General features: G+C 53.7%; 8 protein-coding genes. 3 read left to right on the forward strand and 5 right to left on the reverse strand.

The genetic code is table 11. The features are described from left to right. Nucleotides 1–138: 138 nt before the first annotated feature. On the reverse strand, nt 139–1,197 hold the full coding sequence (locus ABUK12_RS14440) for an NAD(P)-dependent alcohol dehydrogenase (RefSeq protein WP_410012514.1): 1,059 nt from the start codon (nt 1,195–1,197) through the stop codon (nt 139–141). Between the two features lie 267 nt (nt 1,198–1,464). Between ABUK12_RS14440 and ABUK12_RS14445 the strand changes: the two genes are divergently transcribed. Continuing rightward, nucleotides 1,465–2,268, forward strand: a complete 804-nt coding sequence (locus ABUK12_RS14445) for a shikimate dehydrogenase family protein (RefSeq protein ID WP_410012515.1) — start codon at nt 1,465–1,467, stop codon at nt 2,266–2,268. A 70-nt stretch (nt 2,269–2,338) separates the two neighbouring features. Here ABUK12_RS14445 and ABUK12_RS14450 read toward each other — a convergent pair whose 3' ends face one another. Both ABUK12_RS14450 and ABUK12_RS14455 read right to left on the reverse strand, forming a co-directional pair. Next, on the reverse strand, nt 2,339–7,462 hold the full coding sequence (locus tag ABUK12_RS14450) for a hypothetical protein (RefSeq protein WP_410012516.1): 5,124 nt from the start codon (nt 7,460–7,462) through the stop codon (nt 2,339–2,341). 464 nt (nt 7,463–7,926) lie between these two features. Then, nucleotides 7,927–9,786, reverse strand: a complete 1,860-nt coding sequence (locus ABUK12_RS14455; protein ID WP_410012517.1) for a glycoside hydrolase family 15 protein — start codon at nt 9,784–9,786, stop codon at nt 7,927–7,929. Nucleotides 9,787–10,113: 327 nt separating this feature from the next. Here ABUK12_RS14455 and ABUK12_RS14460 point away from each other — a divergent pair, with 327 nt between their 5' ends. Beyond that, a complete protein-coding gene (locus tag ABUK12_RS14460) occupies nt 10,114–10,296 on the forward strand; it encodes a hypothetical protein (RefSeq protein ID WP_410012518.1) in 183 nt (60 codons plus the stop codon). 119 nt (nt 10,297–10,415) lie between these two features. Here the strand turns inward: ABUK12_RS14460 and ABUK12_RS14465 are convergent, their stop codons facing one another. After that, on the reverse strand, nt 10,416–10,637 hold the full coding sequence (locus ABUK12_RS14465; RefSeq protein WP_410012519.1) for a CopG family transcriptional regulator: 222 nt from the start codon (nt 10,635–10,637) through the stop codon (nt 10,416–10,418). Nucleotides 10,638–11,086: 449 nt separating this feature from the next. Continuing rightward, nucleotides 11,087–11,380, reverse strand: coding sequence for a hypothetical protein (locus ABUK12_RS14470; RefSeq protein ID WP_410012520.1), 294 nt, complete (start codon nt 11,378–11,380; stop codon nt 11,087–11,089). A gap of 572 nt (nt 11,381–11,952) precedes the next feature. Between ABUK12_RS14470 and ABUK12_RS14475 the strand changes: the two genes are divergently transcribed. After that, a complete protein-coding gene (locus tag ABUK12_RS14475) occupies nt 11,953–12,729 on the forward strand; it encodes a class I SAM-dependent methyltransferase (protein ID WP_410012521.1) in 777 nt (258 codons plus the stop codon). Nucleotides 12,730–13,108: the final 379 nt, after the last annotated feature.

Here is a 13,108-nt window from a genome sequence, read left to right on the forward strand (position 1 = left end):
GAATGGCCCGCCATCCAAGGAAAGCGCATAAAATAATAAGGCCCCTGTCCTGTTACAGCGGACAGGGGCCAAAGGGTATAAACCCATCAATAAAAAGGTGGCGGCTGATGCCGGCCTGTTCCCTACGCCTGAAACAACCTAGGCCATATCCAGCGATGCCATATCAATCACAAAGCGATATTTCACCTCGCCACGCTCCATACGTTCAAAAGCATGATTGATATGCTGTATGGGAATGATTTCACAGTCGGGAAGGATGTTTTGCCTGGCGCAGAAATCCAGCATTTCCTGGGTTTCGGCAATACCGCCCGAGGGTGAACCGGTTATGCGCCGGCGTCCCATAATCAACGGCAGGCTGCTAAAGCCCGCCATATTCCCCAAATTGCCGACAATCACCAGCGCGCCTTCAATATCCAGCAGTTGCACGTAGGGCGACACATCATGAGAAACGGGAATGGTATCGATAATCACGTCAAAAGAAGCCCCTGCCGCCGCCATATCGTCTCGTGATGTGGACAGCAGCATTTTTTCCGCGCCCAGCGCTGTTGCTTCCGCCGCTTTTTCACCGGTGCGGGTAATGACCGTCACCGCGGCGCCCAGGCCCGCGGCCAGCCGAACCGCCAGGTGGCCAAGACCGCCGATGCCGATGACCCCGACCCGGGTCCCGGGTCCAACGTTCCAGGTACGTAACGGGGAATAAACGGTAATACCCGCGCAAAGCAACGGCGCGGCGCGGGCCGGATCGAGCCCCTGCGGCAATGTCAGGACAAACTCTTCCCGCACGACGATATGCTTGGAATAACCGCCGCGGGTGATCTCGCCGGTGAGGCGATCGTGGCCGTTATAGGTCACCGTGGGGTATTCCCGGCACATCTGTTCCTGATCTTTGCGGCACTGGTCGCAATGCTGGCAACTGTCGACAATAGTTCCCACCGCCACCAATTGACCAACGGCGTGGCGCGTAACGCCGGCGCCGATCTCAATCACCCGGCCGATGATTTCATGGCCCGGAACGCAAGGATAGGTCGTCGGCCCCCAATCTTGCCAGTCGTCCCGGCTTTGGTGGAGATCGCTATGGCAAACGCCGCAGTACAAAATCTCAATCGCCACATCATTGCCGCGCAGGGCGCGCCGTTCAAAGGAAAAGGGCGCCAGTGGGGTACCGGCCTTCAGCGCCGCATAACCGATAGTCTTCATACATCTCTCCCAGTTGATTGAATTGCGTTCCCTGACTTTACACGCGCCCGGCGGGCCGGCGTCAGTCCGATCCTTCCGGATTATTGCCTATTCCGCTTGATTTCTTGCGCCACGCGAACCGCGCGCCGGCGCGCCTATGCCGCTGAATACGCTGCGCTAACGGTACAAACCCCCTTCCCTCTCATCGGGCAAATTCTCTCTTGCTGATGCAGCCCGCGGGCTTTTGTTTTATGCTCAGATAACACGCAATCATTCACGGGCACGGGCATGGACGAACGCAATACGGTCAACGGCAACCTGCGGTTCCTGGGCATTATCGGCGATCCGGTGGCACAGGCTAAATCCCCAGCGCTAATTAATGCCGCGCTGCGCGAGCGACGGATCACGGACACGCTGATGATCCCTTTGCATGTCGACTCCGCCGGTTTAGCGGACGCCATTAACGGGCTGAAGGCCTGCCGCAATTTTTGCGGGGCGGTCGTCACCATGCCGCACAAGCGCAACGTGTTGCCCCTGCTGGATAGGGTATCCGACTCAGCCAGGGCCATCGGAGCCTGTAACGTATTTAAGCGCGCTCCCGACGGCCGGTTAAGCGGCACCATGATGGATGGGGAAGGGTTTGTCGCCGGTTTGCAAACACGGGGATATGGCATCCGGGGTAAAAGCGTTTATCTGGCCGGCGCCGGCGGCGCGGCGGCGGCGATTGCCTTTGCGGTGGCCGCCCATGGCGCCCGTCGGCTGGTTATCTTCAATCGCACCGCCGGTAAAGCCTCCGCGCTGTGTCAACAGCTGCGGTCCCTTTATCCCGGAGTGTTAATTGAGCAGGGCAATGAATTTCCCCGGGAGGTGGATATCGCCATTAACGGCACCTCCGTCGGCATGAGCGGCGATACCGCACAGCCCTTTTCATTGCGCTATCTGGATGCCTCCACGGTGGTGTGCGATATTGTGGTGTTCCCGGAGCAAACGCCCCTGCTGGCCAACGCCGCCCAGGCCGGATTGCCGGTCCATTACGGCAAGGAAATGATCATGGCGCAGGTCCCGCTGCTTATCGACTTTATGCTGAGTTGATGAGCGGCTCTCCCGCCAGGCCATGGGCCACGCCGGGAAGTTTGAGCCGGAATGATACGAACGAACCTGTCTATAATTCCGCCAGGGAGATCTCTGAAACAGCGTAGGTCCCATTGCCCTGATGGTCTGCCCGGAAATCACCCACATCGTGGAACACCAGCAATTGGTCAAAAGCATTGTTAAATTTCATCACCATCTGTTTTGGTTTGGGCAGAACCGTATCCGTCAGGATGAACCGGCCTATCGGCAGCCGCGCATAACCAAGCGAAAAAACGCCTCCGGTCTCCTCGCCGCCGCCAATACGGAATATTTCAATATAACCATCGGCAAAACCTACCGCCACCAGCGCGTTCAGGGCTGAGAACGCGGCGCTCACCATTCTGCCCAATCCAATGCCCTCGCAGAATAAGGGCTGGCTGCGTGGCAATAGGTGTTGTTTATTGTTGGTCGTATCATGTAACAGGATTTCATGGTCGGCCATATTCACATCGCGCTTAACAAAACCAAGAAAACGCTGGTCGGGGGACACAAAATCCGGCTGGAAACCCTCAGGCGTCGCCCAGCGTGGATGGTCGTCTTCCAAAAAAGACCAGTGCTTTTCCCATGGTGCGTATAAATCGCCCTGGTTTGTAACCCACAACGCCCGGCCGGGGACAAAGATACCCGTCAGCAAGGCTTCTTCGAAGAATTCTTTATCCTGTCCCGCCGACGGACTGCCCATAAACGGCAGATGATAATATAAAGCCCGGATCCTGCCTTGTGTGCGCTCGGTAACCAATACGACGATATCGCCGTCCGGTGAAACGATAATATCGTCGACGGGATGGTGGCTGGCTTGCCGATATAGCCGGGTTTTAACGCCGTCGGGCGTCTGCGCCCAGATCTGGTTATCCCCGTCCACCCAGAAAATGGGCTGCTGTGTCTCCGCCAGGATGAATTTGGTCACTATTGTCGGCTGATTGCCGCCCGGGGCCGGAAACCAGCGACGGTATCCCGTTTCCGATGCCAATGGCGCCAGCGCTATTCCTTTCTGCTCGAAAATAACTTCATGGGCCGCGTCTTCGTTAATGAGGGTTGCTCTGCAATCGGGGCCTTGGGTTATCAATAACGGCGGGAAAAAGTGCCATGGATGATCAGCGATGAAAGCCAATTGCCTGCTTGACCACGGGTTGCCTTGCGAACGGTCGCGCTGGCAGGCCGCCACCACATTAACCAACGTGGCCCAGAGCGCCAAAGGCGGGTATTCCGCCGTCCACTCCGCCGGCAGGGTTTTATCCATTTTAAAGGTACGCAGCGCACTGCTTGAGGCGTGCAGGATCTCGTCTCGCCGCAGCGGATCAAGACGCAGCAGCAACGCCACCTGCCGTAAGCGGGTACGAAGCGGATGCCCCTGGGCCAACGCCGCGTCCTGAGTCGCGTTTTCCCTGCGGCAAAGCGCCGCCAGGGAGGGAAACCTGCTTTTTGCATATGTCCGTGCGGCGAGTTTCTCAAACCGCGAGAGCGAGCCTGCGTCATGACCGGGCGCGGGAGGTCGGTCGCTTATGTCAATGATATCGAAGCAGCCCGTAAATAATTCATAACGCAGGGTCCAGTAACTATTAACGGACCCCGCCTCACCCTCGTCCAGGGACAGTGTGTGATAAACCCCGTTAAACGGCGCGATATGTAAAAACCGCCCGCCGAGATTAAGGAACATTTTATTGCCGTAGCGGAAGGCGCCGTTCACCAAAGGCGGCAACAGGATATTAATATAAGGCTCCTGGGTGGCCTGGGGATGATCGGCAATTTTCCGGCGCAATAATTCACCGATATGGTGGGCATTGAGCGGTTCGCACGGCGAGGCAAAAACGAAATCGCCCTTACCAACCTGATATGCCACCCGGAACACCGGCGCGTTAGCCTGCGCCGGGTGGCACATCAGGAAGGTGGCGGCGTTTTTTTCGGGCAATAATAAATAGCGCGCATCGCCTATCTGCACGTCCAGGTGCGTTTCGTCATGGATCAGGGCGTTAAAACCCGTGGATTCATCTTCATTGAGCGTATAGTTAGTCAATAACTGATGCCAGTCCAAAACCCGCGGCAGAGCGGCTTCGCGCTTTTTTTGATGCCGCATTGGCGTGAAACGCAGCGAGAATGTCCGGTCGTTATCGCCCGTGTGGATCATGGCAATGGCTTCGCCGCTTCGGCGGACGCGCACCTGCGCATCATCGAGATTATCCGCCGGCATCAGGGTGCCATTGTCCCTGGAGAAAGCCCAGCGTCTGCCGTTGATCTCAAACATCACCCATGTCTTGTCGGCTATATCCAGAATATGGAGCGGATGCACAACCAACAAATAAATAGGCGTGCTGCTGGAAAGCGGCCAAAAAAGCTGCACCTCTGTTGCAGGAGGTATTTCGGCATTTTTTTCAATCCTGAAATCCGGCAGGCTATATTCGGCCAGATTACACACGGCACTACCCGTTTCCAGACAATAGTATTTCTTATAAATACCGAACTGGCTTTGCAGATCCATTTGGACAAACAGCAGCTTGCCGTCGGGGGTACGCTCACCGGTCTCAACCGCCACTATGCTGCTGTTTTGTACTTTCGCCACAGGATAGATGACGCCCTTGATGGCCACGGTTAAAGGGACCCTGCCCTCGGCGCCAAAGACTATTTTTGCATCCTGTACGTGGATTGCGGGCACAAATTTCGGCAGTCCGCTGGTCACTTTTGCAATATTGGATCGCCACGCCACCACCCCGACGGTCGTCCTGCCAAGGAGGGCCAGATACAGGCCTTTAGTCAATATACTCAGCGATCGGGCGGCGGCAAAACCAGGGTCGACACTTTTCAGTATGCCTTTTCCCACGGTATCCATAAATGGCCATAATTGGGCGTGGGTAGCCTCGATACCCCCGGCGAGTTGTATCCTTGTCGGCACTATATTCCTGAAGACTTCTTGTCCCGAGGCGCTGAATACCGGCCCGCTCAAGGTCCTGGCGGCGCCAATCGCCGCGCTCCTGAACAACCCCAGACCAGCCCTGACGCCGGTAAACACCAGCGGCAAGCCCACCAGAGCGCCGTCCATCAGGCATGAGGTAAAGGCATCCTGGGCTTGTCCGGCGTGCAGGGCGTTGGCACAACCATAGAAAGGGATGATAAGCCCCGGCAACGATGCCATAAGCTGATGAAAACCAGACTTCTCCTCTTCGTACCCCATTTCATGGATTTTGAGCCGGTAAAGCTGGTAATGGAAATCGGCATAACGCTCCAGAAACAGGGACAATGTTTCATTCGGCTCTTTTGAGATGCCGGTATTATTTAATGGCAGAAGGGTAAATTCGTGCTGCGAGACCCGCTCCGGGAGCGGCCAGTCCGCCATAAACGGCATCAGGGTGCCAAGATGCGGATCATTAACCGCAATCTTGCGCAGCAGATAGCCCATATCTGTGATCCGAAGTGCAAATAGCCGGCGATCGCTCCCCTGACCGCCCTGGAAAAAAAACGTATCCGGTTTACTAAGATAATGAATAGGCTTATTTGAATAAAACATATCCTGTATGGTCCGGCGCTGAGTCAGCCGCGGGGCCACCCATTTAATTTCCGCTCCTTGCAGAAACCGCTCATCATCCGCTTGTAGATTATCATCAAGAACATCACTGGGCATAAATACCGCTTCCAGCAGCGCCGTGTCCAGGGCGCGGATTTTCATCGCGAACCGGTCCACCTCCCGACGATAAAAAGTATCCAGATTCGGGATCGACGCACCGTTAGCCACGCATTGCCGGGCCGTGGACGATCTCATTAACTGCCCGACAGGGTCCGGAGCATGCGATGGGGGGTCATGTCTATCCAGATTGTCATAGCCCATAATGAGAGCTTGCGCGCTGCCGCAGTGCTGCTTGAGTAATTCCTCCGCCGCCGACTTGCGCGAACGCCATACGGGCCGTTGAAAATTGATTTTGTAATAGCTAAAACTGTCATAAAGATGTTGCGCGGTGAGATGCCGCTTTTCCAGATCGGCCTTAAACCAGGCAAACACTTCATCCAAGCTGCCCTCGGCCATTATCTGCCCAATGCTCAGCTCAGGGCGGGCGCGCAAATAATACAACACCAATCCCAGATACATTGTCGATTCCGCGCTTGTGGCCAGCAAGCCATGCCAGGATGTACTGACCAGGCCAATACCTAATTCAATCAGGGATGACAGGGATGAAGATATAAGGTTATCCGGGTTATCAAGCACAATTGCCCGGGCGCCGAAATGCAATAATGTCCAGGTCAGGCTGCCGACCCACAAATTATCGAGATCAAGGATGGCAGTCTGATTTTGCGCCATCCATGCCGGCTGGTCCTTGACGTGAAAATAGCTTTTCAGATACAGCGTCGGAATTTCCATCGCCTCGTACTTTTCCTGCCACAACCATTTATGCCGCACATAACTTTCTGACAACGGCCATGTTTCCACCAGGGCGGCAAACGCCTGGTGCGTGATGCTGCGATTAGCATCAAATAATTTCGCTATGCGCAGAGCGATATTGTCTTCCCTGAAAATAAGCTGGCAAAGCAGTTGTCCTATCAGTCCCTTTTGCTGTAAAGGCCTGAGTGTCTCTCCCCTGCGTTCTCCATAGAGCTGACTGCCGTACAACGTCAGCCGGGCAACATCAGGCATAAGCTCCGGATGCCGATCGATGCTGTCGATAATTATTATGGCCAGATGTTTATCATCCGTGAAGTCGGGATTAATTCCGACGCCTATATTTTTATTAAGGTATGTGGCAAGGCGATAATTTCTTTCGGCGGCGTAATCGTGCAGGGCTGGCAAAGCCTCGCGTTTTATCCTTCGCTCCGGAGGGAGGAATGGCCGTGGGAAAGAAGAAGACATTGCCGGTGGTTTTACCTGATGTTGCTGTGCTACTTTTAAGGAGGACACCAGCAAAAGACCATAGAGGATGCGCTCGAAAATATTTTGGGGCTGATTTAGCGTGGCTATTTGGCGAGGCTTATCATCAAGCTGCCGGCTGCTTTCTTGTTTGAGAACGTGCGCCCTATGGAAAAGTTCTTCTCCGCTAAGAATGGCATTATTTCGCTGCGGGGCATGGTGGTATAGGTACCCGGCAGTTAAATTATTATTTAATTTGTTATGGCCTTTCTTTTCATAGTCAGGGTACGCCTGCGGCGGCCATAGCGATGGAAAAATAGTGTTCATTTTATTTCCCCCAATGATGATAATGGATATTTTAAAGATATTTTTATATAGCACTCGCGTTGTTAACCCAAAATACACACCGGGCTATTGTAAACACTAATAACATATATTTAATATATAAATTACCTTACAGAATTCACGATTAAAAAATTGATTAATATACAATAGCTAAATTAATATCTTATTAAAGAAAAAATAATATAAATTACTCACAAATAAAAACCTTCATCAGCAATAAACGTTTTCAAAAGCGACATTGACGGCGGGAATGATAAAAACCCGCCGCATTCCTTTTTTGATTTTTTATTGGATTGTCAGCAGCCGGCGCGCCTGAAGCCTTTGTAAAGGCAACCTTGGCCCAGGTTCCCTTCCCGAAGGACGCTGCCGGCGCTATTATTATCGCAGCCGCCCGGCCATCACGGGCGCCATCACTCCGCTCCGGACAAGGATTTATCTCTGAACGCCTACGCCTTATCCGCGGGCGGCGATCGGGTCAGGGCCTGCCCTTGCCCGGTAGCGCCCCCGGCCAGTCCTTTTGCCGCGCAGATCAGCGCCAGATGGCTCAAGCCCTGCGGCATATTGCCGCGCCAGGTCTGGGTTTTAGTATCAAACATCTCATTGAAGATCTGCACATTCCCCGTCTGGCAAAGCGTCGCTAAAATCTCTTCCATGGCGTTATCCGCCGCCGCCTGGCGCCCCATATTCGCCAGCGCTTCCACCAGCCAAAAGGCGCAGGCGACAAATGAGCTTTCCTCTTTGTCCATGCCGGAGTAGCGATAAACCAGCGGGCCGCCCTCGCCAAGTTCCCGCTGGATAACGCCTAGCGTGGAGAGCATGCGTGCCGGATTGACCTTGCTGCCATAATAGTGGGTCAGCGCGATGGCTGCGTCCAGCCTGTCGCTGCCGGCGTAAAAGGTATACGCATGGCGCTGTTCAGACCAGCAGTGCCGCTCAATCCAGGCGCTGATGCGGTCGCGCTCCCGTTGCCAGCGCCCTTTCCAGGTCGGTTCGATATGGCCCGCGTCCGCCAGGGCGACAGCCTGGTCCAATGCCAGCCAGCAGGCCATCTTTGAATGCGTATAATGCTGTTTTTCCGGCAGTTCCCAGATACCGCTGTCCTGTTCGCGCCAGCTGTCGGCGCAGCGGTTGGCGAGATGGCCCAACAGCCGCGACGTTGAGAGATCCAGGATATGACCGGCATCGATAAAGAGGCGCGCGGTAGCCAGCATATCGCCATACATGCTGAGCTGGACCTGGTCGCTGGCATTATTGCCGGACCGCACCGGCTGGGTGCCCCGGTACCCTTTCAGCGGCAGGAAACGCTCCTCGGGCACCAGCCCGCCCTCAAGGGTATAGCAGGCGCGCAGTACGCCATCATGGCGGATAATGGTATTGGTCAGCCAGGAGAAGGCCGCTTTGCAATCCTCCAGCGCGCCAAGATAAACAAACGCCTTGATGATCAGGCAGGCGTCGCGTACCCAGGCATAGCGGTAATCGTAATTTTTCCCGCCGCCCAGACCTTCCGGCAGCGAAGCGGTGGCCGCCGCGGCCAGCGCGCCGGTGGGCGCATACCACAGGAACTTCAGGGCCAGGGCCGAACGTTTAACGTGATCGGTATAAGGACCATCCCAGGTGAGATTGTCCGCCCAGTCGCGCCAGGCGCGATCGCTGGTCTCGATACGCTGGTCAATCTTCGCCAGCGGCGGCACCGCCAGCGGCTCCCGTTCCGTGGCCACCAGCGCCACCAGCGAGCGGGACTCGGGGCGGGTAATAAAAAAGCCGCTTACCCCTTCATCGCCGCTGTCGGTAAGGGTGATATCCTCGGAAAAACGCAGCATCGCCATCAGATCGCCAAGATGAAACACCGGTATGCCCTGCGCGTCATCCAGCCAGGGCGACTGCGTTTCGGCGCGCGTACCCAGCTTTAATCGCAACAGCATGCGCACCGTCCCCTCCAGCCCCTCGACGCGCCGCGCCAGTTCGCTCCACGGCAGGCGGCCCGCCAAGGTACTGTTCAGCGATTCCGTTATCCGCACGCTGCCGCTTGCCGTCTCGTAATGGGTTTCCAGCACATTGCTGTCCCGGCGGTAACCGCGCCGCATACGCCAGGCCCCCTCCGGCACCAGCTGAAAATACCCGCCGATACCGGCATCAAGTATGCGGTCGAACAGCGGCGGTGAATCGATATTGGGCGCGCACCACCAGTCAATGGCGCCGTCCGGGGCGATCAGCGCCACGGAACGGCCCTCGCCAATCGCGGCATAGTCGCCCAGCTCCGCGTACCCCTGTTCCCGGGCGGGCGAGATAAAGGTTTTGTTCTTCACAACTGGCTGATTCCTGGCTCATCAATGAACGCCGGCGGCCGCGGCGTGGGATACGATTAAGCGTAGTACAACTGTGATCATTGTCACAGGCTTCAGCATTCCAACACCCGGCGCGCTGCCGGCGCCCGGGAATAAACCCCTGATCCCCTAGCCAGGAGTTAATGGGCGGGATGCCACAAGTGGCAGTGGTACTAAAAACCGGAGGGGCTAAACAACTATCGGTGCTGTAATAACACAACGCCTATCAGTGGCTTACCAAGTAGTTGCACGCCTCGCCGTATCGGCCCGGCGCAGGGTCTCGGTCTTGGCTGGCAACGGACGGCGCATATGGATATCAAGGATTTTACGCCGGCTGTGGGCCATGCAGCCGACCTCGCGGATACAAACATGATCGAAGCGGGATATAGCCACAATTGTACTATTGTCAGTAAGTTGATGTTGATTGAATCCAGTACTTATGTTGACTGGGAAAGCGTGGAAAGCCTTGCGGCGACTGAATTTCAAGCATAAATAAGCCACCCGCGGATGACCTGTAACGCTGAATGTATAACTGGTCAAACCAGATTGCGAGGCTCTGTTCAACGCCATTTTAAAACTGATATCTATATCAAACGTAGCCCATCAAACACTCATTTCCATTCCTGGCGGATCTGGCTTTCAAAGAAAATCCCGTCAGTATTGCTTTTAGCCCATAGGCCAAACGCATTATTATTACTACCGGTGCAATTATCTGCAAGGTAGCCGGACAAGGCTTGCCTGATTAACCCTGCCCGGGAGAGAAGGCGAATAGCGGCCAGATTATCCCATTGCCGCAGATCTTCGTCAGATAAATCGATCGCGATGCGGGTCATCAGCACCCTCTCCCGGATGATTCCTTATGTGTATCATGATCGATCACAATAGTGCTCCGAACCACTTATTTAATTACCATCATCAACGGCTGACCGATGACATAGGCAATACCTTTCATCATGTACTGATATAAAGAAAAGATAACACCCGGGAATCTAAACAAGCTAATTAATGTAATTAGATTAAAATATAAAATGAAAAAATTAAGTTGCTGCATGATTAAAATCATACTTTTAATTTACCGAAAAATATTATGCTGTCTAGCCTATATAAAAAAAAGCCCCCGGGGGCATGCTTGCGCAGAGGTCGCACCGGGGGTCTACAAGCATGATATTAACCTTTCACTGTTGTTTAATCAACAGGGTGGCATAACATAGAGAAGAAGCAGAAAGCATCCAGCAAAAGACTTCCCAGATTGAATGTAAGCAATCAAATCGTTGATAAAGGCTTAATTAAGCGCTTTATGTTTTTTTAAAAATTCGTCTATAGACATGCCATTGATGGTCGGCGGTGCGCCGGGCATGAAAGGCGTAGGTCCTATAGGAACCGTTGGCATAGTTACAGCCACGGGGCCGTGTTTCACCGCTCCTTGCACCACATTTTGCACGGCGGCACAACCGGCCCCCACCATTGCCCCTACGGGGCCGCCGGACACCGCGCCGAACGTCGCGCCCCAAGCCATGTCGCTACCTATACCACGCGCTACTTCAGCATTATCCGGTCCTGCATTGACATTATTCATTTTTTCCCCTTTTGCAAAGATAATAAAGAAATAACACGATAAGCATGATAATTATCGTGAGTGATGATGCAGAGAGGTACGATAACATACCGTCTTGAGTGATATTATCAATGCTTAGGTTATCGGGCGCGAGCAATATCACAAAATTGGCCAGAAAAGAATAACATATGCCTTTGTAAATACTATTGCGGCTCAGGCCATTCTTGCGCACTGTAAAATACATCGCTATCAGGACATAGGTTAGCGGCATATATATTTTCATCAGCATTAATATCATCCCCCTGGTATTTCCAGCATATAAATATAACAGGGCAGGATGCTATGCGTCCAACGTCATACCAGAATAGGCCAGGCATTAACTATTAAACGTAACCTTATTATTGTTGCCGGCACCTAATAAAGTAGGCCCCCGCCAAGATCGGGAAAACCATAAGCCAAGGCAACGGCTGAATGCTAAATATAATGCAGCGCAAAAGTGATAAAACGTAGTGCTGATGTGACTTGCCTCCCTTCCCTCATTTCATTAGCATCAAAGCAAGCTGACGTAACCGACCGTAAAGGAGGCTTGTATCATGACTGCTTCGCACAACGATTTATCCCGGCAAAATGTGTACGATGACCCTGATTTTTTCGAAGGATATAAAACATTACGCCAGAATGACTCCGGCCTGAACGGCGCACTCGAGCTGCCCGCAATCCGCGCGTTACTGCCGGAATTAGACAACTTGAATGTGCTCGATCTTGGCAGCGGCTTTGGCGATTTTGCGCGATACGCCCGCGCCAAGGGCGCCGCCCATGTCACGGGAATTGAACTGTCAACGCGTATGCTGGCTGAGGCGCAACGCCTAACGGATGATCCGGGCATTGCCTTTCAGCCTATTTCGATGGAGGATTTTGCAGCTGATGACAATATTTATGATCTGGTGGTGTCGTCATTAGCCTTGCACTACGTCGAGGATTACACGGGAATATGCCGCAAGGTTTATCATGCGCTAAAGCCCGGCGGCTATTTTATCTTCAGCGTTGAACATCCGGTTTGTACCGCCTGGCCGGTGGGGTGGATCACCACTGAAACCGGCGCACATTGGCCGCTGGATAATTATCACGATCAGTCGATACGCCATACGAAATGGTTTATAAACGACGTTATTAAATACCATCGCACAACTGAAAACTATGTGAATACCCTGCTGGGTTGTGGATTTACCCTGCGCGCGTTGTCTGAGCCGCAGCCGACAGAAGAAGCCCTGGCACAACGGCCTGAATTAATGAAGCACTGCCGCCGGCCACCGTTTTTAATACTTAAAGCGCAAAAGTCGCTGTCGGCACCCGTGCTCAATGTAGGTTGACCGCTATTTTCCACGTCTGAGGTGAATACTATCCCCCTGCTTACCGTCCTAGATAAACAGTGGTGATCTGGGTACGCTAGTGCCCCAGCTCTCGGCGTATGGTATCGGCACGTTCTGGCCATGTGTCGATAAAACGCGATTTTTTAAACATGATGGCGTGACATGTTTATCGCATCGACATACTAAGGCTATATGTCGATGAAAACGGTTTTTATAAACATATGAAGTGGAATCCTAACCCCCCCCTCACAACGAGTTGCCGATACTGCCGCCTGAACTGAAGTGCGTTGAAATGCGCAGCATCTCAAAGCGTGCATAAGTCCTGTATTAGCTCCCTGATAATTCATACACATTGACCCGCCTAAAATTTGAGGTAGGC

Source organism: Sodalis sp. C49 (assembly GCF_046352915.1).
Taxonomy (GTDB): domain Bacteria; phylum Pseudomonadota; class Gammaproteobacteria; order Enterobacterales; family Enterobacteriaceae; genus Acerihabitans.